Origin of the sequence: Aquibacillus saliphilus, from assembly GCF_020404745.1 — a bacterium.
Classification (GTDB): domain Bacteria; phylum Bacillota; class Bacilli; order Bacillales; family Amphibacillaceae; genus Aquibacillus; species Aquibacillus saliphilus.
The window spans coordinates 437343-458295 of the sequence record NZ_JAIZAP010000001.1; the positions used below are offsets into that span (position 1 = coordinate 437343).

Here is a 20953-nt window from a genome sequence, read left to right on the forward strand (position 1 = left end):
CAGGGCCTCCTTACCCGCTTATAGCGTCTCTAACAGGGGCAAAGGATTTGCGATGATATGGAGAGACTCCATTTAAATCAATGGCGTTTAAGTGCTCTTTTGTGCCATAACCCATGTTAGAGGCAAAATTATAAATTGGATACTTAGTATGAAATTCTTCCATCATTTTATCTCTAGTTACTTTCGCAAGTACACTTGCTGCAGCAATTGATATACTTTTTTGATCTCCCTTAGTAATTGACTCACTTGTACATGGCAAATTGTCGAGCGGTACTGCATCTATTAACAGATGATCCGGAATTGGATTTAGTTGTTGGATAGCGGATTTCATCGCTCTTTTCGTTGCTTCGTAAATATTTATTTCATCAATTTGGTTATTGTCAATTACACCCACGCCATAGGAGATAGCTTCTTCTTTGATAATAGCAAAAAAACTTTCACGCATTTGTTTACTAAGCTGCTTCGAATCATTTAATCCAGGTAGATAGAAATCTTTCTTTAGAATTACAGCTGCAGCTACCACTGGGCCTGCAAGCGGTCCTCTACCAGCTTCATCGATACCGGCGACAGTCCTATTCCCTAAATCGTATTGTCTGTTTTCAAAAACAAGCATGCGATTAAAGTTTTCCTGTTGTTGAGCTTTTAATAGTAGTTTCTTTTCATATTTATTAATTACCTTCTGTACTCCTTTGCGCTCATCTAACTTTAAATTTTCAAGTTCAACTTTTGTAAACATTTCACTAGAAATCAACTCTGTTATTTCAGCTATCGTTAATTGATTATTCATCATTTTCCCCCATTTGCTTATATATCGGTTAATTTATAAATAATTTAAATTGTCACCTGTAAATTTATTATTTACTAAACAAAGTAACATAAATGGTACAACAAATAAGTAAAGGCACCTTCTAAAAGATGCCTTTACTTATTTTTTCTATGTCTAGGAATTTATAAAATGGACTGCTCTTTGGATAATTAATTACTAAGTTAGCCACATCCAGCTTCAGCGTCTACCCGGAAATAAGCGATTTACTTATTTCGAATGCCCCCTCGCCTGAGGTCCCTGAGCTTGTCGGAGGAGAGCACAAAGGAAGGCAACTTAGAATAACCTTTAAAGAATAAGTGTATTTCTTATTTCGAAGGCACTTTCGCTTTTGTTCATGAAATTGGTTCCTCTAATGTTAACCGTCCAAGTCGTCCAGATCTTAAGTCGCGAATAACGACATCAGCTGTCTTTTCATAATTTATTTTTCCGCCACTTTCTAAACAACCTCTTAAACTTCCTATTTCATCAAAAATCTTACCCATATCTTCCATATCAGCGGCTACTTTGAACCTTGATTCTAATATTTCTGGGTATTTTTCTTGTAAATAGTTAATTACAAAAGCTGCAATATCCTCCAAAGACAAAAGTTGATCTTTAATGGTACCAATAGCTGCTAATCTGTACCCAACCAGTTCATCTTCGAATTTTGGCCACAGAATTCCTGGAGTATCCAACAATTCAAAATCTTTTTTAACTTTGATCCATTGCTGGCTTGTCGTAATACCAGGCCGATCACCAGTTTTAGCAATTTTTTTATTTGCTAGACGATTAATTAAAGTCGATTTTCCAACATTAGGAATACCTATAATCATTGCACGAATAGGTCTAGGCCTAATCCCTTTTTTCTTCAACTTTTCTAGTTTCTCTTTTCCCATTTCCTTACCCAACGCGATAACTTCCTGTATATCTTGCTTTTCCTGTACATCAACAGCTATTGCGGGTATGTTGTTATTTTTGTAATGATTTAGCCAATTTGCTGTTTGTTTAGGATCGGCTAAATCCTTTTTCATTAAGACTAACATACGGGGTTTATCCTGAATCACTTGCTCAAGCATTGGATTTTGAGATGATTCCGGAGCCCGAGCATCTACCAATTCAATTACAAAATCAACAAGCTTTAGCTTCTCCTGCACTTGTTTTTTTGCTTTAGCCATATGTCCGGGAAACCATTGTATTATCATAACTTGACGTCCCCCTAATCGTTTAGTATTCGAATGCGATCTAGTGGCCAATAAATGAGCTTCGTGTTACCTACCAACTGGTCAATCGGTATTAGACCCAATAGCCTGCTATCAGTAGAATTACCACGGTTATCACCAAGTACTAGTACGTGATTTGCCGGAATTTCACTATAATCACCAGGGAGGTCTTCCAAAGAAAAGTTATATGTGTACACTTGATTTGCCTCTAACATACTTTTTTCAAGCTTCAAAAAACCTTCATCTACTTTTTGTCCATCGATATACAAAGCATCATTTTCCACGGCAACATGCTCTCCTGGGAGACCAATGACACGTTTAATGTAATCCTTATTTGCGGTAGCATGGAATACTACAATATCAAATCGTTCGGGCTCACCTAAAACATAGGAAAATTTATTTACTATCATGTGATCGCCATCTTCAAGGGATGGCAGCATAGATGGACCATCGACAACAATAGGTGCAAAAAGGAATGTTCTCACAATAAAGGCTAGTAGACCAGCAATAATTAGTGCTTTGATCCAATCCATCCATTCACTCTTTTTTTTGGCCATTCCTTTACCCCCACAACTTACGGTAATCTATTTATTGTTATAAAATCCACTGACTTTTATACGTATGTGAGATGATATTTAACAAGTTAATCATTAAGTTTTTTCTAATTTATGTATTAGAAAAAAGGAGCTTGACAGTGCAAGCTCCTTTCCATTTCTAATTAACGAATTTCTTTAATACGAGCAGCTTTACCACGTAGTTCACGTAGATAGTAAAGTTTAGCACGACGTACTTTACCACGACGGCTTACTTCAATCTTATCTAGACGTGGAGAATGTACTGGAAAAGTACGTTCAACACCTACACCATAAGAAATCTTACGTACAGTGAAAGTTTCACTAATTCCACCGTTTTGACGTTTAATTACAACGCCTTCGAATACCTGTACACGCTCACGGTTTCCTTCCACAACTTTAACGTGGACCTTTACCGTATCACCAGGACGGAAATTAGGGTGATCACTGCGAAGCTGTTCTTTGGTTACTTCTTCGATTATGTTTTGCATCATGTAACACTCCTTCCAAACCAATGCTCTTAACGAAATACGAAAGCGGAACATCGTTTATATGCCCTTGAGATTCTACTCAAGCACAACAAATAATATAACATATTTGGTCTATCAGTACAACAAAAAAATTAATGTTCAGATAATTTTTTTAACCAGTCTTTCTCTTTATCTGAAAGTGGATAGCTATCAAGTAGATCCTTTCGGCGTTCGAAAGTCCTTTTTAGAGATTGCAGTTTTCGCCATTCTTCAATCTTTGCGTGATTACCTGACTTTAAAACTTCAGGTACTTCCATTCCACGAAAATTAGCTGGACGAGTATAATGTGGGTGTTCCAATAATCCACTTGAGAACGAATCCTCTGGTGCAGAAGCTTCATTCCCGAGAACACCTGGAAGTAAGCGGACAACACTGTCTACTACGACCATCGCACCCAATTCACCACCAGTTAGCACATAGTCACCAATCGAAATTTCATCTGTAACTAAGTGCTCACGAATTCGTTCATCATACCCTTCATAATGACCACAAATAAAGACTAAATGTTCTTCATTTGCTAACTCTTCCGCTTTTTGTTGGTTATATGGTTCACCTTGTGGACACATCAGGACAACCCTTGGCTTTTTTGTACTATCTTTAGTTATATCTGTCACAGCATCAAAAATAGGTTGAGGGGTTAATACCATACCGGCACCACCCCCATAAGGTGCATCATCTACTTTTTTATGCTTATTTTCAGTATAATCCCTAAAGTTCACGAATCTATAATCAAACGCGCCAAGTTCATGAGCCTTTTTAAGAATAGAAGAGCTAAAAACACCTTCAAACATTTCTGGGAAAAGGGATAGAATGTCTATTCTCATCAGTCAAGCAGTCCTTCCAATGGTTCAATTACTATTCGGTTTTCCTCTACATTGATTTGTTTAACTACATCTGCAATATATGGAATAAGTAAATCCTTTTGCTTTGGACGTTCAACTACCCAAACATCATTCGCTCCAGGCGATAGAATCTCTTTAACTGATCCAAGTACTTCTCCTGATGTTGTCTGAACTGAACAACCAATGATCTCATGGTAATAATACTCTCCATCATCCAAATCTGTTAAACTTTCTTCATTTATTTTGAGCATTCCTTCTTTGAGAGGTTCAACATCATTAATTGAGTTATACGACTCAAAGTAAAGTAAATCAAAATTTTTATGTATTCGATGTCCAGCAACTGTCAAAGGTGTAAGGTTATTTCCATCTTTATCTACCCAATACAACTGTTTGCCCTTTTGAAACCGTTCGTCGAAATCAGTAATGCGTACTACTTTTACTTCACCTTTAATTCCGTGTGTATTGACTATTTTTCCTACATTAAAGAAATTATTTTCCATTTTGTCCACCCGCTATTTTAATTGAGTTACGATTCCATCCTTAATAATAATCGCTGTCTCTTTGTTTAGTTCTTCCCAATTTGTACCTTCTTCAACTTCAACAAGAGCTTCAACTTCATCTTCGACTATTTGACTTCCAAGGGGTAAAATTTCCAACTGCTCCAATTGAAAAGTTAACCAAGTAACTTTATCTTTTCTTCTTGTTATTTCTTGTTGGAACCTTTTATATACTTCTTGTTTTGAATTCCCTTTTTTATTTTGCAGTTTCTTTTGTTCAAATACAAGCTGTTGACACTCTTGTTCAAGCTGCTGTTGATCCTTCAGGAATTGATTTTTTAGTTTACTTTTACTTGTTTCTGTAATAATTTGTTTGACAGGAATTTTGCGGATTATTTTCATTCAACTACCGCCCCTCTTGATAAACAGCCAATTAATTTAAGAGTATTGTCAATCTATTGAAAAAGGGAAAGGTTTCCCTCTCCCTTTTTCAATATCAAGTCTTTTACATAATATCTAGATAAATACGTTTCTTTGTATCCGATCCTGCCGCATAAACAACAGTTCGAACAGCTTTTGCAATTCTTCCATTTTTGCCAATCACCTTACCAACATCATCTGCATTCACTGTTAAATGATAAACAATCTTATGTTCCTCTTCATTTACAGCGACAACAATGTCTTCTGGATAATCAACTAATGGCGTTACTATTGTTTCAATTAGGGCTTTCATGATATCACACTACTTTACTTTTGGTTTTTCATGTCGTGGAATTTCTTCATGATGCCTTCATTTGAGAATAAGTTACGTACTGTATCGCTTGGTTTTGCACCTTTAGCCATCCAGTCAAGCGCTTTTGCTTCATCAAGCTTAACTTCAACCGGGTTAGTAACCGGATTGTATGTGCCAATTTGTTCAATCAAACGTCCATCACGAGGAGCACGTGAATCAGCTACTACTACACGATAAAATGGATTTCTTTTAGATCCCATACGTCTTAGACGAATTTTTACTGCCATGTTGTTACACCTCCAAATAATTGTTTTACACAAGTTTAGATTGTATCAGATGATTTAATGTCTGTAAAGTGTTTTTCCATTACATGAACGGAAAATTCATTCCTTTACCTTTTTTACCCTTTTTACCTTTTTGCTGATTCGTCATTTGTTTCATCATTTTCTTCATTTCATCAAACTGCTTCAGCAGGCGATTGACTTCAGAAACACTTCTTCCGGATCCCTTGGCAATTCGTTTCTTTCTACTAGCATTCATTAAACCAGGGTCCTGTCGTTCTTTTTTTGTCATTGACTGGATAATAGCCTCAACATGTGTAATCTGTTTTTCATCAAACTGGACATTCTTTAAGCCCTTCATCTTATTGGCACCTGGGAGCATACCAATTAAATCCTCCATGGGTCCCATACTTTTAACTTGGGCCATTTGATCCAAAAAGTCATCAAACGTGAAAGATGCTGAGCGCATCTTTTCTTCTAATTCTTTCGCTTTCTTCTCATCTACATTGTCTTGGGCTTTTTCTATCAATGATAAGACATCACCCATACCAAGAATACGAGAAGCCATACGTTCCGGGTGGAATGGCTCAAATTCATCTAATTTTTCACCCATACCAGCAAACTTTATCGGTTTATCTGTCACAGCCTTAATCGATAATGCCGCTCCACCACGAGTATCACCATCTAATTTAGTAAGGACAACACCGGATATATCTAACTGTTCATTAAAGCTTTCAGCTACATTAACAGCGTCCTGTCCAGTCATGGCGTCAACGACTAGAAAAATCTCGTTTGGTTTTACATCAGACTTAATTTGCTGTAATTCATCCATTAAATCAGTATCAACATGCAAGCGACCTGCTGTGTCGATTATGACATAATCATTATGATTTTCTTTAGCCTGTTCAATTGCCTTATTAGCAATTTCGACAGGACTAACCTCAGTACCTAAGGAGAAAACAGGCATATCCAATTGTTTTCCTAGTGTTTGTAATTGGTTAATAGCAGCAGGACGGTACACGTCAGCAGCAACTAATAATGGATTTCTATTAAATTTCTTTCTTAACAAATTAGCAAGTTTACCAGTAGTTGTTGTCTTACCAGCACCTTGTAATCCAACCATCATAATAACAGTAGGAGGCCTGTCAGCAACAGCAATCTTGCTTTGCTCACCGCCCATTAAGCTTGTAAGTTCCTCTTTCACTACCTTAATTACTTGTTGGCCTGGTGTTAAACTTTCCATTACTTCTTGACCAATCGAGCGCTCTTTTACACGTTTCACAAAGTCTTTGACAACTTTAAAGTTAACATCTGCTTCAAGTAAAGCAAGACGAACTTCACGGGTCATTTCTTTCACATCTTGCTCGGAAACTTTACCTTTGCCTTTAATCTTTTGTATCGTACTCTGCAGGCGGTCGGCCAAGCCTTCAAATGCCATAGAAGGTGCCCTCCTAATCTAATTCTTTTAGAGATTTAACTAACTGATTGACAGCTTCCAATTCTTGATTAGTTAATTTCTCTTCTAATTGTTCTAATAATTTTTTTCGTTCTTGAAACTTTTCATATAAGTGCAATTTCTCCTCATATGCTTCTAATATTGTCTCTGTTCTACGGATATTATCATAAACAGCTTGTCTCGAAACATCAAAGGATTCAGATATCTCTCCCAATGAATAATCTTCAAGATAATACAACTCCATATAATTTTTTTGCTTTGGAGTTAACAGATCTTGGTAAAAATCAAACAATGAATTAATATGGTTTGTTTTTTCTAACACACTATAGCACTCCTTGTTAAGTGAAATGCCTTTACATATAAAGATATTAAAGGAAATAACCTTATTCTGTCAAGGGAATTTCTGTATTGTACTTGAAAAAAAGTTTTTATATCTTAAAGAAGCTAGTGATTATAGCTCGTCACTTTTACTGAACATCGTCCTCAAGCATATCAGCAAATAAACCATATACAAATGCATTCGCATCAAAAGGCTGTAAATCTGTAATCTTTTCTCCTAAACCGACAAACTTAACCGGTATTTGTAATTCATTTCGAATAGCAAGGACAATACCACCTTTTGCTGTACCGTCTAGCTTTGTTAACACTATTCCGGACACGTCTGTAGCTTGTGAGAAAGTTTTTGCCTGACTCATTGCATTTTGACCTGTGGTAGCGTCTAGAACTAGTAAAACTTCATGTGGTGCCCCTGGTATTTCTTTTTCAATTGTTCGCTTTACTTTTGTTAATTCATTCATTAAGTTAACTTTATTTTGTAATCTACCTGCTGTATCGCAAAGAAGTACATCTGCTTTACGTGATTTTGCTGCTTGAATTCCATCGTAAATAACAGCTGCCGGGTCACTTCCTTCGCTATGTTTAATCACTTCTACATCTGCACGTTGGCCCCATACTTCTAGTTGTTCTATCGCACCTGCTCTAAATGTATCACCAGCAGCCAGAACTACACTTTTTCCTTCTTCTTTTAGCTTATTTGCCATTTTGCCTATTGTTGTCGTTTTACCAACACCATTAACACCGACAAATAAAATAACAGACAATTGATTCTCTTGTATATTTAAACCTTCTACTACATCATCATCTTCACCTTGATATATTTCAACTAGTTTTTCCGAGATGACTTCCTTTACCTGTGCTGTATCTTTTATATTTTGGCGTTTGACTTCCATTTTCAGTTCATCAATTAAATCCATGACTGTAGAAACACCTACATCTGCTGAGATCAATATCTCCTCTAAATCCTCAAAAAAGTCTTCATCGACTTTACGATATCTAGCAACAAGGTCATTAATTTTACCAGAGAAGGAGTTTCTAGTTTTTGATAAACCATCTTTATATTTATCTGATACCTGCTCTGATTCTTCACTCTTAAATTTTTCTTTTAATTTTTTTAAAAAACTCATTTTGTTATACTTCCTTTCTAAGACTGAACAAGTTCAGCGGTGTCTTCCAACCTAACTGATACTAGACGTGATACACCAGCTTCCTGCATTGTTACTCCATATAGGACGTCAGCTTCTTCCATCGTTCCTTTTCTATGTGTAATTACTATAAATTGCGTATCTTTACTATATAGTTTTAAATAACGAGCGAAGCGATTAACGTTAGCCTCATCTAATGCTGCTTCAACCTCGTCCAACACACAAAAAGGAACTGGTCTTATCCGTAATATTGCAAATAATAGTGCGATTGCAGTTAACGCTCTTTCACCTCCTGATAGTAATCCGAGGTGCTGTAATTTCTTCCCAGGTGGTTGAGCAATAATGTCGACTCCAGTATCTAGAATGTTAGTTGGATCTGTTAACTTAAGCTCAGCATGGCCTCCTCCAAATAACTGTTCAAAAACCTGACCGAATTGTTCTTTTATTTGATAAAAAGTTGATTCGAATCTTCTCTTCATCTCATCGTCCATTTCTGAAATAACCCCGTACAGCGTTTCTTTTGCTTGAACAAGATCATCTTTTTGTTCAGAAAGGAACTGATATCTTTCCTCAATTCGTTCGTACTCTTCAATTGCTCCAATATTCACGGTTCCAAGTTCGTCTATCGAGAGTTTAATCAATTTAACTGACCGTTTAGCTTCCTCAATATCCAATGCTTTTGGATATTCTTTTTGTGCTTTTTCAAATGTCATTGTATATTCATTCTGCAAATGATTTAATCTGGTTTCTAGTTCAACATCGAGTCGATTGGATTTAACTTCTTTATCTTGTACAGCCTGTATAAGTGATTGATGTAACCTGTTTTGTTCTTTTAATTCGCGTTCATCATCTGTAACCGCTTGTGTTCGCTTCAACCGTTCTTGACGTCTTGATTGAATTGTTTCAACTACATTATCTTTTTGTTGTTGTTTTTCATTTAGCGTCGCATCTATTTCTGCTTCTGACTCACCATTATTTTTAAATTCATACATATCGGAAAGCTGTTGTTGATTTTCAAGAAGTGCTTCTTTTGATTCGTCTAATGATTCCTTAATAAGACTAGTCTTTTCTTGGTGATTTTTAACAAGTGTTTCTTGTTCAGCCAATGTAATTTGTAATTGATGATATTTGTTTTGTAGATCATCATGATTTTGTTGGTATTCAGACTGTTGTCTAGAAAGCTGATCGATATTTGCTTGTAAATCAACCAAACTGTTCTCAATCTCTTCTAGTTGATTTGATAACTGCTGATCTCTTTCCATTAAGCCTGTTATGTCTTGTTCAAATTGAACCTTATCTTGATCAAATAACTGTAAATTTTCATTTAAATGTGTAATATTCATTTCTTTCTCGGTTAATTTTGATTTAGCTAATTGTTCATCTTGTTGTTTTTGCCTGATATTAACCCTTAACTGCTCTAAACTTTCCTCTTTTTCGTCGATAGCTTGTTTATGTTTATTAACTCTTTGTTCAAATTCAAGAGCTTTACTTTCAAAATCTGTCAGTTTTTTAGTTACTTCTTCAAGATCTTTTTCTCTGGTAAACAAAGATTGATTTGTTTTCTTCTGTGCTCCCCCAGACATCGAACCTCCTGGATTAACAACATCACCTTCTAGTGTTACTACTCTGTACCTTCTACTTAGTTTCACTGCAATCGCATTAGCGTCTTTTAGTGTCTCTGCTATAACAACATTACCTAACAAGCTCTTAATTACACGTTCATAATCATTATCGAATGTAATCAAATCCGAAGCAACACCAATAAATCCTTTTTGATTGACAACTGTTTTCAAGAGATCATTTGGGATGTATTTTGGTTTTATTGCTGTTCGTGGTAAGAAAGTTGCACGACCTTTATTTGTCGTTTTAAGCCAATTTATCGCAGTTCTTGCAGCAGGCTCATCTTTTACTGAAATGTGTTGTGCTTGTCCACCAAGAGCCGTCTCGATACCGGTAATGTATTTAGTTGGTACATTAATTAGTTCAATCACAGCTCCATCTATGTGGGTAAGTACATTATTTTCTCTTGCTTTCAACACTTCTTTTACACCCTGAAAGAACCCTTGAAAATCCTCTTTCATATCTTCTAACATTTCTTTTTTTGACTTCAACTTTTCAATATATTGATAACCTTGATACAACTTAGTTTGCAGCTCTTGATATTTTTCCTTCTCAGTATCTAAGTAGTTTTTAGCATCAATTAGGTCTTGCTCTGTTTGTTCCCGTTCCGTTTTTTTAGAATTTAGTTCCTGTTCAAGATGTTCAATTTCGCCAAGAAGTCCATCTCGTTCTGTCAGCAATCCTTTGAATTTATTCTGCTGGTTAGTTTTCTTTATAGTTATCTGCTGGTTTTGTTTTTCAATTGACTGTCTTTCATTTCGCTTTGCAGCTTGTTGATTTAAGCGTTCAATGTATTCACTTTTAAGCTCCTCAATTTGCTCCTTGATATTTTCTTTTGTCATAGCCAACTTTTCTTTTAACTGTTGAGACTGTTCCTTAGTTGAATCTCTGTTTGATGTATTGTCAGCTAATTTCTGTTGCTCTTTTTTAAGGTCAAGATCAAGCTTTGAGACCTTTTCTTCTAGTTGGCTTCCTTCTTCTTGTAACTTCACTTTATTCGATTCAAAATACTTATATCGCTCATTTATTAATTTCTTCTTACCATCTAAATTCTCGAGTTCCTTGGTGAGAACAAGTAAAGTCTCTTGAAGTTCTTCAATGGACTCATCCAGAGCCTGAATTTGACTGCGTTCTTGTTCCAAGTTCGCTTCTTTTCCCTGTATTTTCGTCTTTAGTTCTATTTCATTACGTTTTTCTTTTTCTACTTCGTCTAACATTGTTTTCCATTTGGAATGGAGTTCTTCAATTTCCGCAATTAATAAAGAAATTTCTTTTTCTTTTAATTGATCTTTCTTTGCTAAATAATCGTTAGCAACAGCTGCTTGCTCCTTCAATGGATCCAACTGATTTTCAATTTCATAAATAATATCTTCTATCCGGTTTAAGTTTTCTTGTGTTTCGGCAAGTTTATATTCTGCTTTTTTCTTACGTTGTTTATATTTTAATACCCCTGCAGCTTCCTCGAAGATTGTTCGTCGCTCTTCAGCTTTCGAGCTTAAAATTTCTTCTACTTTTCCCTGGCTTATAATAGAAAAAGCTTCTCTCCCAAGTCCAGAGTCCAAAAACAAGTCAACAATATCTCTTAGTCGACAGCTTTGCTTATTTATTAGATATTCACTTTCTCCAGACCGAAAAACTCGTCTCGTTACACTTACTTCTTCATAATCTACAGGTAACATTTGGTCCGCATTATCTAGAGTTAGGGTGACTTCAGCCACATTTAAGGCCTTCCGTGAATCACTGCCTTGGAAAATAATATCTTCCATTTTTGAACCTCTTAAAGAGCGCGCAGATTGCTCGCCAAGGACCCACCTTATTGCATCAGTTATATTACTTTTCCCGCTACCATTAGGACCGACCACAGCCGTAACACCGGAAACAAAATCAACCGAAATGCGTTCAGCAAATGATTTAAAACCTACCGTATCTAAACGTTTAAGGAACATAATTTTATTCTCCTACTAAAGTACATTTTGTTTTATGTTAAAAATTTATGTATAATTCAAGATAAGATAATTTGTATTTCAACCTATATATTTTATCACAAAGGGAAGGTACTTAGAAGAATTCATTGAATATTTACTATGAGGAGTGTTTATAACATGAGTGATTTAAACGAACCAACACAAGAAAATCTAGAGTTTATCATTAACGAAATGGCAGATTTAATGAAGGTTGTAAACAAGTCAATAATGGATCCAGAAGACTATAATCTCGAAAAGTACGATGAGTTAAAATCTCTTTATGATTTAATTAAACAAAAAGGACAATTAAGTGTAGCTGAAACACAAGCTTTTGTTCAAGAGTTAGCTACTATTAGAAAATAATCGATGAAAATTTAAATGGGAAAAGTTATAATTCCTTCATTTTCAAAAAATCTGACACCTTCTAAATGAATACAATGAGGTGTCAGTTGTTTTTTGTCTAGGAAATTATAAAATGGGACTGCTGTGGCTAACTAATTCCTAAGCTTTGCCACGTCCAGCTCCGGCGCCTGCGCTTTTGTTCTTTATAAACTACTTTGATAATCATCAATAGCTTTTTTGGCTGCACGTTGTTCTGCTTCTTTCTTAGTTCGACCGTAACCAACTCCAACTAAACTACCATTAATTTGGACCTCGGATACAAATTCTCGATTGTGTGCTGGGCCTCTTTCTTCAGTAATTTCATAATCAACAACACCATTTTTATTGCGCTGTACGATTTCCTGAAGTTGGCTTTTGTAATCCATCGCATGAGAAAAAGCACCTGTACTTATTTTGGGATAGACATATTTTTCTAAGAACTGAATAACTTGCTCGTACCCTAAGTCTAAATATAGTGCACCAATGAATGCTTCAAATACATCAGCAAGAAGTGCAGGGCGATTTCTACCACCAGTCAGTTCTTCACCTTTTCCAAGTAATATATAATCACTGAAGTCGATGTCATTTGCAAAGTTTACAAGCGAAGGTTCACATACAATCGATGCACGAAGCTTTGTCAACTCGCCTTCTGCCATTTCAGGGAATTCACGATATAAATACTGAGATACACCCAGTTCTAAAACAGCATCTCCAAGAAATTCTAATCGTTCATTATCCTCAAAATCTTTTTTACGATGCTCATTCACATAAGATGAATGGGTAAATGCTTGCTTAAGCAAATTCTCATTACTAAATGAAATAGCCAATTTATCTTGTAACTGTTTAAAATTCATTGTCTCTCCACCTACTAAATCTCTATGGTTATATGGAGAAAGTCCCGCAAGTAGCGAGACTTTCCATAATTATCTACACTGCTGATAAACAGTATTTTGAAACGTAATGTATTATTGCTTGCTGCTTATGTAGTTTACAGCATCGCCAACCGTTCCGATCTTTTCAGCATCTTCATCAGCAATTTCTAAATCGAACTCGTCTTCAAGCTCCATAACAAGCTCCACCACATCTAGAGAATCTGCTTCTAAGTCATCTTTAAAAGAAGCTTCCATTGTAACCTTAGATTCCTCAACATCCAAACGGTCAACAACTATCTTCTTTACGCGATCAAAAGTATCTGCCATTGCAACCTCACCCCCTTTCAAAAAGTATAAAGCGTAGGCGACTGGTTTGGTCCGACTGGATAAGCAAAACCACAAAATGGCTGTGTTCTTTAGCCATGAAGTGGGATTGCTTATACAACGAGGACCTAGGAGCCGCAGCTAGGTTGAGTATAAAGCGAAACAGGCTTGGTAGTCGCGACATGCATAAGCAGAGCCCGGCATGTTGCCCGTCTTACATAACCATACCACCATCAACTTGGATAGTTTGACCAGTAATATAGTTTGCATCCTCTGACGCTAAAAACTTTACAACTCGAGCTACATCTTCACCCTTGCCTAGTTTTGCTAGAGGAATCATCTCCATCATACTAGAGCGCTGCTCATCTGTTAATTGATCCGTCATATCTGTCTCAATAAAGCCTGGAGCAATAGCATTGACGAGAATATTTCTTGAAGCAAGCTCTTTTGCTGTTGTTTTTGTCATACCGATGACACCGGCTTTTGCTGCGACATAATTCGCTTGTCCAGGATTACCACTAACACCAACTACAGAGGCGATGTTTATAATTCTTCCACTTCTTTGTTTCATCATCTGTCTCGTAACGCCTTTGGTACATAGAAATACTCCTTTTAAATTAATGCGAATAACTTCATCAAACTCTTCTTCTTTCATTCGCATTAACAGGTTATCTCTAGTTATACCCGCATTATTAACAAGTATATCAAGACTTCCATATTCATCAACAATTTCTTTAATCATGCTTTTCACTTCGGACTCATTTGATACATCTGCTTGAATCTTTATAGCATCGGTATCCAATTGCTTAATTTCATCAACGACTTTTTGCGCTTTTGCTTCACTACCCGCATAATTGACAACAACTTTAGCACCTTGACTAGCAAGCTCAAGTGCAATGGCTCTGCCAATTCCTCGTGAAGCGCCGGTTACAAGTGCAACTTTTCCTTTAATCATTAGGATGATTCCTCCTTATACCAATTGATAAACGTTTCTAATGATTCAGGGTCTTGAACAGCAAATGTCGTCATTTTACGATTCACCTTTTTAACTAGACCATTTAAGACTTTGCCACTACCGATTTCGACGATTGCGTCCAAGTCTTCTTTCATCATATTTTCAATTGTTTCTTCAAATCTAACTGGCGAATAGAGTTGTTTTAATAATAAATCAATAATTTCGCTTTTTCTTTTAACTGGTTCTGCCGTTACATTAGCATAGACTGGAATTTCAGCATCAAAGAACTCTATTTTCTCAAGAGCCTTAGAAAATTGTTCTGATGCTGGTTCCATTAACCTAGAGTGAAAAGGACCAGAAACATTTAACGGAATTACTCGTTTAACTCCGTTTGCTTTTAATTTATCAGAAGCTTGCTCAATTCCAAGTCTTGTACCAGAAATTACGACTTGACCCGGACAATTCAGATTAGCAATATCCACTATTTCATCAGAAGAATCATTCACTTCCGCTAATACCTCAGTGATCATCTCGACCTTAGCACCTAGTACTGCTGCCATCGCACCTTTTCCTTTAGGATAAGCTCTTTCCATCAATGTTCCTCTTGTTCTTACTAACGGTAAAGCTTCTTCAAGGCGTAGCGCGCCAGAAGCAACTAATGCACTATACTCCCCTAGACTATGTCCAGCTGTCATCACTGGATAAATATCGTTATTGTTCAATAACTTACTTATAACAGCACTTGTTAATAGTAAAGACGGTTGGGCATTTTCAGTATTAGTAAGTTCCTCAGCCGGCCCTTCAAACATTAATGTTGTTAACGGAAAATCCAACAACTCATCAGCCTGGTCAAACAGTTTTTTAACACCAGCATACTTGCTGTACATTTCCTTTCCCATTCCCACTTTTTGAGAGCCTTGTCCTGGATAGACAAAAGCTACTTTCTTCATTTTACTCCTCCTCATCTACCTGGATTGATTTCATTGTTTCTTCGATTGTGCCAGTGACATTGTGATCCACCATGTGACAGGCTTGTTTAATTGCATTAAAAATCGCACGCGAATTAGAAGATCCATGGGCTTTGATCACTGGTGATGCCAACCCAAATAAACCAGCTCCACCATATTCTGAATAATCCAATTGATCTTTTAGCCCTTTTAAGTCAGATTTAATTAACCCTGCAGCTAGCTTCGTTTTCATATTTGTCATGAACGTTTTTTTGATCATGGAAAACATGGTTTGCGCAGTACCTTCTATGGTCTTCAAAGCAATGTTACCACTGAATCCATCAGTAACAACGACATCAGCAACGCCGTTAAGTAAATCACGCGCTTCTACATTGCCAATAAAGTTGATTGGCGTTTGCTTTAATTGTTCGAAGGCTTTTTTAGTTAGCTCGTTTCCTTTTCCATCCTCTGTACCAATGTTTAACAATCCAACTCTTGGAGAGGGTATTCCTCGGACTTGTTCCGTATAGATAGAACCCATGATTCCGTATTGAACTAAATGTTGCGCCTTAGCATCCACGTTAGCACCAACATCTAAAAGTAAGAATCCTTTCCCGTCTTGTGTTGGCAAGGTTGGACTTAAAGCTGGACGGTCAATTCCTTTTATACGTCCAACAACAAACAAACCAGCACTCATCAATGCACCTGTGTTTCCTGCCGATATGCAGGCATCCGCTCTTTTTTCTTTCACTTCTTTTGCCATTAGTACAAGTGAGGAATTTTTCTTTCTACGCACTGCTCGAACAGGCTCATCATCACCAGTAATTACTTCAGTAGTATGTAAAATCTTAATATTGGTCGAATCACTTAAGTAAGAAGATATTTTTTCTTCGTCACCAACTAAAGTAATTTCTAAGTTAGCGATCTCTTTGACAGCTTCCATCGCACCTAAAACAATTTCCTTTGGTGCATGATCTCCGCCCATTGCGTCAATGGCTAAATTCATACTTTATTCTCCTTTTTGTTCGTTTGAACGAAACATTTCAAATACACCAGAAAATACTTTTTCAGTCTCTACAAAGCTGTCTACTTCTACAGTAGTTCTATCTTTTTGTTCCGCGTTAATTACCTTAGCTTTTGCTACCACTCGTTCTCCCTGCTTAACCTGATTCGTAAATTTAATTTCCGCTCCTCTAGTCAAAGCTAGTTCATCATTAATGACAGCTACTGCAAGAGAATTAGCTTGAGCAAACAAGTGGTGACCACGTGCAATTTTATTTCGAGAAAAAACATGTTCATCTCTAATATCTAAAATAGAGATAGCTCGTTTATCTAATTCAAGATCAATAACTTCACCAATAACTTCATCAATCGGCAAGGCCTTTACTGTCTCATTCCATTGATAGGTCGCTACTGACTTAATACGTTCTCTCAACTCAGGTATCGATAGTTCCATTCGATCTAAACGTATCGTTTGGATACTCACTTCAAATTTTTTAGCTAAATCTTCATCAGTTATAAAAGGCATTTCCTCTATTGTTTCTTTGAGCTGTAATTGCCTATTTTTTTTATTTCTTCTCATTTGCTCACACCATCCAAGTTATCCCTAATAGCTAAACAAACAGCGTAATAGTTAAATGTATTTATAAATTAAGACTAGGTACTAATAGTAATATATAATACCAATAAAAATTATGCAAGCATAGCCTTTAATCTAAAGTTACACCTTTTTCAATTTCTTCGTTTAACATTTCCTTTAAGTTTCCATATGATTTATCATTATTTAATAAATTCGCATAAATAATTTCCTGGGCATCATTTCTAGCTGTTTCTAAAGCTCGATAATCATGAACCATATCACCAACTCTAAATTCAGGTAAACCACTTTGCTTTTTACCGAAAAAGTCCCCTGGTCCTCTTAACTGTAAATCTTGTTCAGATAGTTCAAATCCATTTGTTGTTTCTGTCATAATTCGCATTCTTTCTTTTCCTACATCACTTTTGGGGTCTGCTAATAGAATGCAATAGCTTTGAACTTGACCTCTCCCTACACGACCCCGGAGTTGATGTAATTGCGATAAACCAAAACGCTCTGCATCATAGATAACCATTATTGTTGCATTTGGTACATTGACGCCAACCTCAACAACAGTTGTTGAAACAAGCACCTGTAGTTCATTATTAGCGTATTTGTTCATTACTTCATCTTTTTCTGTAGTATGTAACCTACCGTGCATTAGTCCGACATGAATGTCAGGTTCAAAATAAGAAACCAACTGTTGATGAAGATCTACAGCATTTTGAATATCCAACTTATCACTTTCTTCAATAAGTGGACAGATTACATAAGCTTGATATCCTTGATCAACCTCTTTTTGGATAAATTGGAGTACGCGGTTGAGCATGTTATCTTTTACCCAATAGGTCTGAACTTCTTTCCGACCAGAAGGCATCTCATCAATTTGTGATACATCCATATCTCCAAAAGCAGTAATAGCTAAAGTTCTAGGAATCGGTGTAGCAGTCATAAATAACACATCAGGATTAAGCCCTTTGTCTCTTAATGTTCTCCGTTGTTTAACACCAAAACGGTGTTGTTCATCGACAATTGCCATTCCAAGGTTGTTAAATACAACTTCTTCCTGTATCAATGCATGTGTTCCAATGATGATATCGGCTTTATTTGTTTTAATCAACTCAAGTATTTCTTTTCTTTTTTTCCCTTTGACTGACCCTGTTAATAATACAACATTGGCCCTATCCGTGAATAAACTTTTTAGAGATTGATAATGTTGCTCAGCTAAAATTTCGGTAGGAACCATCAGTGCTCCTTGTTTTCCAGCTGTAATTGACGCATATAAACAAATTGCTGCGACAGCTGTTTTTCCTGAACCGACATCCCCCTGTAGTAATCGGTTCATATGAAAAGAAGAGCGCATATCAATAAGAATTTCTTTCAGTGACCTTAACTGAGCTCTTGTCAGTGTAAAAGGTAACTCTTTAATAAATTCGTCAACATTCACCTGATTAAATAGTTGGCTATTACCTTGTGTAGCCTCTCTGTTTCGTTTTCTTAACCATTGCATTTTGAGCTGGAATAAAAGAAATTCTTCATATGTAATTCTTCTTCTGGCATGTTTTAACGTTTGATTGTTCGTTGGAAAGTGCATTTGAAATAGTGCTTCGTTTCTCTTTGGTAATTTATACTCCTGCAAATAGCTAGTAGGAAGTATTTCCTTTATATCGTTTTTATACTGTAAAAAGGCCTGACGTATAATTTTTTTAAGCTGCTGATTTTTTACATTCCCTTTTTGAGGATAGACTGGCTGTATTGGTGCTTGGCTATTAGCCTGCCCTTTCTTATAATTACTAACGGTGATTTGTAAGCGATGTTGGTTCCACTTACCAGTCACCGTAACGGTATCACCATGCTGCAGTTGCTTTTTCGCAAAGGGGCGATTAAACATAACTGCTTTAACGACTACATGTTCCACCTGTAATGTTACTACTAATCTGGACTTCTTTTTCCCAAAAAAGGTTAGCGTAGGTTCTCCAATGACTTCTCCCTCAATGGTCACTTTATCATCATGAATTAGTTCACTTAAAGGTTTTATTTCATAGATATCGTATCTATTTGGAAAATAAAACAACAAATCTTCAACAGTATTGATACCAATTTCAGTGAAATTCTCTTGCAGCTTATCTCCTATTCCCTTAACGTTACTAACCGGTTCATTCAACAAATTGCTCACTCTTTCTCTACCGGGATACCATATATTTTTGATGCTAAAGCACGTCCTGTAGGAGTTGCCGCTAGGCCTCCTTCTGCAGTTTCTCTTAATGCGCTTGGCATCGTTTTACCGATGCGATACATAGCACCAATTACTTCATCACAAGGAATTCTACTTGTAACACCAGCTAAAGCCATATCGGCAGAAACAATCGCGTTGGACGCACCTGCAGCATTTCTTTTCACGCATGGTACCTCTACTAAACCAGCTACCGGATCACAAACCAAACCAAGCATATTCTTAAGTGTAATCGCGAATGCCTCTGAGCTTTGCTGTGGTGTACCACCAGCCATTTCTACAATAGCTGCAGAAGCCATAGCCGATGCAGAACCAACTTCAGCTTGACAGCCACCTGCAGCACCTGAGATAAATGCATTGTTTGCTACGACATAGCCAAATGCTCCTGAGGTAAATAAAAAGCGGATCATTTGTTCTCGAGTTGGATTCAACTTATTCTTCACAGCAAACAACGTACCTGGTACACAACCAGCACTACCGGCAGTTGGTGTTGCGCAAATGGTGCCCATTGCTGCATTCACTTCATTAGTTGCTACAGCTTTACTAACAGCATCCAGTAACAATGTACCGGATAATGGGTCTTGTTCTGTTATATACTTTTGTAATAATACTGCATCTCCACCAGTTAATCCTGAATGAGAAGAGACGCCTTTTAAACCTTCCTCTACTGCATCCTCCATTACTTGGAGGTTTTTTTCCATTTGGCTCATCACATCTTCTTTTGTCCGGTCGTTAACATCCATTTCCTGCCTGATCATTACTTCTGATAATTGAATCTTTTCATGGTTTGCAATTTCTACTAATTCAGCTACATTTCTAAACAACATGCGTATCCCCTCCATTTGCTTAAAAGTTGCTCAATCATCGTTGTTCAAATAGACATCTAGAAATTTTATTTTAATCTACAATTCTCGCTATTTGTAGAATATGATCAGCTTCTTCTAATTCTTGAATGATATTTTCTTCCACATTTTGATCAACTTCAATTATCATTAAAGCTTCTTTTCCCAAATCTTTTCTAGATACTTCCATTCTCCCGATATTAATTTCATGTCTAGCTAAAATTTGAGTTACCGAAGCAATTGCTCCAAACCGGTCATTATGCATAACAAGAATTGCTGGATGATTTCCAGAAAGGTGTAGTTCAAAACCATTTAATTCGGTAATTTCCACCTTTCCACCACCGATAGAAACTCCTACTAGTTCCATGTCTTCCTTGCCATTGCCAATTTTAATCCGAGTCGTATTGGGATGGTCCGTAGCTGCCTCATCCTGGTAGAAAACTACATTCCATCCTTTTTCTTTTGCTATATCTAAAGAGCTGCTTATCCTTGTATCATCAGTATCAAAACCAAGTAGACCTCCTACGATAGCTACATCTGTTCCATGACCTTTGTACGTTTTAGCAAAAGAACCATAGAGATGAACCTCCGCCCATGTCGGATCCATGCCAAAAAGAGTTCTAGCTGCTTTTCCAATTCTAGCAGCCCCTGCAGTATGAGAACTAGACGGGCCAATCATAACAGGGCCAATAATATCAAAAACGGATTTGAATTTCATTCTAACACCGTCCTTTTAAAAGATTTCTGGTGAAGGATAAATCCTTCATACCAAGTATAAAGGGTACTAATAAAAAAAAGAAGCGACTTATTTATTTTTTATTT

23 protein-coding genes are annotated in these 20953 nt (G+C 36.6%); 1 reads left to right on the forward strand and 22 read right to left on the reverse strand.

Going from position 1 to position 20953, the window contains the following annotated elements; genetic code table 11:
- Nucleotides 1-10 precede the first annotated feature (10 nt).
- From rnhB to smc, 13 genes are all read right to left on the reverse strand, one after another.
- A complete protein-coding gene (rnhB, locus tag LD272_RS02310) occupies nt 11-787 on the reverse strand; it encodes a ribonuclease HII (RefSeq protein ID WP_226034962.1) in 777 nt (258 codons plus the stop codon).
- 371 nt (nt 788-1158) lie between these two features.
- Nucleotides 1159-2007: a ribosome biogenesis GTPase YlqF gene (ylqF, locus tag LD272_RS02315; protein WP_226034963.1), complete on the reverse strand. Its 849-nt coding sequence runs from the start codon at nt 2005-2007 to the stop codon at nt 1159-1161.
- A gap of 14 nt (nt 2008-2021) precedes the next feature.
- The gene (gene lepB, locus LD272_RS02320; RefSeq protein ID WP_226034964.1) at nt 2022-2582 is read right to left on the reverse strand and encodes a signal peptidase I; all 561 of its coding nucleotides are present in this window, start codon (nt 2580-2582) and stop codon (nt 2022-2024) included.
- A 161-nt stretch (nt 2583-2743) separates the two neighbouring features.
- Nucleotides 2744-3088, reverse strand: a complete 345-nt coding sequence (gene rplS, locus LD272_RS02325) for a 50S ribosomal protein L19 (RefSeq protein ID WP_226034965.1) — start codon at nt 3086-3088, stop codon at nt 2744-2746.
- Between the two features lie 131 nt (nt 3089-3219).
- A complete protein-coding gene (trmD, locus tag LD272_RS02330) occupies nt 3220-3951 on the reverse strand; it encodes a tRNA (guanosine(37)-N1)-methyltransferase TrmD (protein WP_226034966.1) in 732 nt (243 codons plus the stop codon).
- Entirely contained in the window at nt 3951-4469 is a 519-nt protein-coding gene (gene rimM / locus LD272_RS02335) for a ribosome maturation factor RimM (RefSeq protein WP_226034967.1), read from the reverse strand. The genes trmD and rimM overlap by 1 nt, the downstream gene beginning before the upstream one ends.
- 12 nt (nt 4470-4481) lie before the next feature.
- Nucleotides 4482-4868: a YlqD family protein gene (locus LD272_RS02340; protein ID WP_226034968.1), complete on the reverse strand. Its 387-nt coding sequence runs from the start codon at nt 4866-4868 to the stop codon at nt 4482-4484.
- Between the two features lie 103 nt (nt 4869-4971).
- A complete protein-coding gene (locus LD272_RS02345) occupies nt 4972-5199 on the reverse strand; it encodes a KH domain-containing protein (protein WP_226034969.1) in 228 nt (75 codons plus the stop codon).
- A 14-nt stretch (nt 5200-5213) separates the two neighbouring features.
- Nucleotides 5214-5486 (reverse strand): 30S ribosomal protein S16, encoded by a 273-nt coding sequence (gene rpsP / locus LD272_RS02350; RefSeq protein WP_226034970.1) that lies wholly within the window; start codon nt 5484-5486, stop codon nt 5214-5216.
- 79 nt (nt 5487-5565) lie between these two features.
- The gene (gene ffh, locus LD272_RS02355; RefSeq protein WP_226034971.1) at nt 5566-6918 is read right to left on the reverse strand and encodes a signal recognition particle protein; all 1353 of its coding nucleotides are present in this window, start codon (nt 6916-6918) and stop codon (nt 5566-5568) included.
- 13 nt (nt 6919-6931) lie between these two features.
- Nucleotides 6932-7258, reverse strand: coding sequence for a putative DNA-binding protein (locus tag LD272_RS02360; RefSeq protein WP_226034972.1), 327 nt, complete (start codon nt 7256-7258; stop codon nt 6932-6934).
- Nucleotides 7259-7403: 145 nt separating this feature from the next.
- Nucleotides 7404-8399 (reverse strand): signal recognition particle-docking protein FtsY, encoded by a 996-nt coding sequence (gene ftsY, locus LD272_RS02365; RefSeq protein ID WP_226034973.1) that lies wholly within the window; start codon nt 8397-8399, stop codon nt 7404-7406.
- 17 nt (nt 8400-8416) lie between these two features.
- A complete protein-coding gene (gene smc / locus LD272_RS02370; RefSeq protein WP_226034974.1) occupies nt 8417-11983 on the reverse strand; it encodes a chromosome segregation protein SMC in 3567 nt (1188 codons plus the stop codon).
- A gap of 156 nt (nt 11984-12139) precedes the next feature.
- Between smc and LD272_RS02375 the strand changes: the two genes are divergently transcribed.
- Nucleotides 12140-12364, forward strand: a complete 225-nt coding sequence (locus LD272_RS02375) for a DUF1128 domain-containing protein (protein WP_226034975.1) — start codon at nt 12140-12142, stop codon at nt 12362-12364.
- A gap of 182 nt (nt 12365-12546) precedes the next feature.
- Here the strand turns inward: LD272_RS02375 and rnc are convergent, their stop codons facing one another.
- From rnc to sdaAB, 9 genes are all read right to left on the reverse strand, one after another.
- Entirely contained in the window at nt 12547-13236 is a 690-nt protein-coding gene (gene rnc / locus LD272_RS02380; protein WP_226034976.1) for a ribonuclease III, read from the reverse strand.
- A gap of 111 nt (nt 13237-13347) precedes the next feature.
- Nucleotides 13348-13581, reverse strand: a complete 234-nt coding sequence (locus tag LD272_RS02385) for an acyl carrier protein (protein ID WP_226034977.1) — start codon at nt 13579-13581, stop codon at nt 13348-13350.
- Between the two features lie 211 nt (nt 13582-13792).
- Nucleotides 13793-14533, reverse strand: coding sequence for a 3-oxoacyl-[acyl-carrier-protein] reductase (gene fabG / locus LD272_RS02390; RefSeq protein WP_226034978.1), 741 nt, complete (start codon nt 14531-14533; stop codon nt 13793-13795).
- The gene (fabD, locus tag LD272_RS02395; RefSeq protein ID WP_226034979.1) at nt 14533-15483 is read right to left on the reverse strand and encodes an ACP S-malonyltransferase; all 951 of its coding nucleotides are present in this window, start codon (nt 15481-15483) and stop codon (nt 14533-14535) included. The genes fabG and fabD overlap by 1 nt, the downstream gene beginning before the upstream one ends.
- A 1-nt stretch (nt 15484) precedes the next feature.
- Entirely contained in the window at nt 15485-16486 is a 1002-nt protein-coding gene (gene plsX, locus LD272_RS02400) for a phosphate acyltransferase PlsX (RefSeq protein WP_226034980.1), read from the reverse strand.
- 3 nt (nt 16487-16489) lie between these two features.
- On the reverse strand, nt 16490-17062 hold the full coding sequence (gene fapR, locus LD272_RS02405; RefSeq protein WP_226034981.1) for a transcription factor FapR: 573 nt from the start codon (nt 17060-17062) through the stop codon (nt 16490-16492).
- Between the two features lie 127 nt (nt 17063-17189).
- Nucleotides 17190-19223, reverse strand: coding sequence for an ATP-dependent DNA helicase RecG (gene recG / locus LD272_RS02410; protein WP_226034982.1), 2034 nt, complete (start codon nt 19221-19223; stop codon nt 17190-17192).
- Nucleotides 19224-19228: 5 nt separating this feature from the next.
- Nucleotides 19229-20113 carry an L-serine ammonia-lyase, iron-sulfur-dependent, subunit alpha gene (gene sdaAA, locus LD272_RS02415; protein ID WP_226035020.1) on the reverse strand — a complete coding sequence of 295 codons (885 nt, stop codon included), beginning with the start codon at nt 20111-20113 and terminating at the stop codon, nt 19229-19231.
- Between the two features lie 73 nt (nt 20114-20186).
- Nucleotides 20187-20849 (reverse strand): L-serine ammonia-lyase, iron-sulfur-dependent subunit beta, encoded by a 663-nt coding sequence (sdaAB, locus tag LD272_RS02420; protein ID WP_226034983.1) that lies wholly within the window; start codon nt 20847-20849, stop codon nt 20187-20189.
- Between the last annotated feature and the right edge of the window lie 104 nt (nt 20850-20953).

Excerpts from the sequence above, each read along its gene's own strand:
- LD272_RS02385 (WP_226034977.1), bottom strand. The coding sequence starts at position 13,581 with ATGGCAGATACTTTTGATCGCGTAAAGAAGATAGTTGTTGACCGTTTG.
- rnhB (WP_226034962.1), bottom strand. The coding sequence starts at position 787 with ATGAATAATCAATTAACGATAGCTGAAATAACAGAGTTGATTTCTAGT.
- rpsP (WP_226034970.1), bottom strand. The coding sequence starts at position 5,486 with ATGGCAGTAAAAATTCGTCTAAGACGTATGGGATCTAAAAGAAATCCA.
- fapR (WP_226034981.1), bottom strand. The coding sequence starts at position 17,062 with ATGAGAAGAAATAAAAAAAATAGGCAATTACAGCTCAAAGAAACAATA.
- sdaAB (WP_226034983.1), bottom strand. The coding sequence starts at position 20,849 with ATGAAATTCAAATCCGTTTTTGATATTATTGGCCCTGTTATGATTGGC.
- ftsY (WP_226034973.1), bottom strand. The coding sequence starts at position 8,399 with ATGAGTTTTTTAAAAAAATTAAAAGAAAAATTTAAGAGTGAAGAATCA.
- smc (WP_226034974.1), bottom strand. The coding sequence starts at position 11,983 with ATGTTCCTTAAACGTTTAGATACGGTAGGTTTTAAATCATTTGCTGAA.
- trmD (WP_226034966.1), bottom strand. The coding sequence starts at position 3,951 with ATGAGAATAGACATTCTATCCCTTTTCCCAGAAATGTTTGAAGGTGTT.
- rnc (WP_226034976.1), bottom strand. The coding sequence starts at position 13,236 with ATGAATTTTAAACAGTTACAAGATAAATTGGCTATTTCATTTAGTAAT.
- plsX (WP_226034980.1), bottom strand. The coding sequence starts at position 16,486 with ATGAATTTAGCCATTGACGCAATGGGCGGAGATCATGCACCAAAGGAA.
- rplS (WP_226034965.1), bottom strand. The coding sequence starts at position 3,088 with ATGCAAAACATAATCGAAGAAGTAACCAAAGAACAGCTTCGCAGTGAT.
- lepB (WP_226034964.1), bottom strand. The coding sequence starts at position 2,582 with ATGGCCAAAAAAAAGAGTGAATGGATGGATTGGATCAAAGCACTAATT.
- fabG (WP_226034978.1), bottom strand. The coding sequence starts at position 14,533 with ATGATTAAAGGAAAAGTTGCACTTGTAACCGGCGCTTCACGAGGAATT.
- LD272_RS02375 (WP_226034975.1), top strand. The coding sequence starts at position 12,140 with ATGAGTGATTTAAACGAACCAACACAAGAAAATCTAGAGTTTATCATT.
- LD272_RS02345 (WP_226034969.1), bottom strand. The coding sequence starts at position 5,199 with ATGAAAGCCCTAATTGAAACAATAGTAACGCCATTAGTTGATTATCCA.
- fabD (WP_226034979.1), bottom strand. The coding sequence starts at position 15,483 with ATGAAGAAAGTAGCTTTTGTCTATCCAGGACAAGGCTCTCAAAAAGTG.
- ylqF (WP_226034963.1), bottom strand. The coding sequence starts at position 2,007 with ATGATAATACAATGGTTTCCCGGACATATGGCTAAAGCAAAAAAACAA.
- rimM (WP_226034967.1), bottom strand. The coding sequence starts at position 4,469 with ATGGAAAATAATTTCTTTAATGTAGGAAAAATAGTCAATACACACGGA.
- ffh (WP_226034971.1), bottom strand. The coding sequence starts at position 6,918 with ATGGCATTTGAAGGCTTGGCCGACCGCCTGCAGAGTACGATACAAAAG.
- LD272_RS02340 (WP_226034968.1), bottom strand. The coding sequence starts at position 4,868 with ATGAAAATAATCCGCAAAATTCCTGTCAAACAAATTATTACAGAAACA.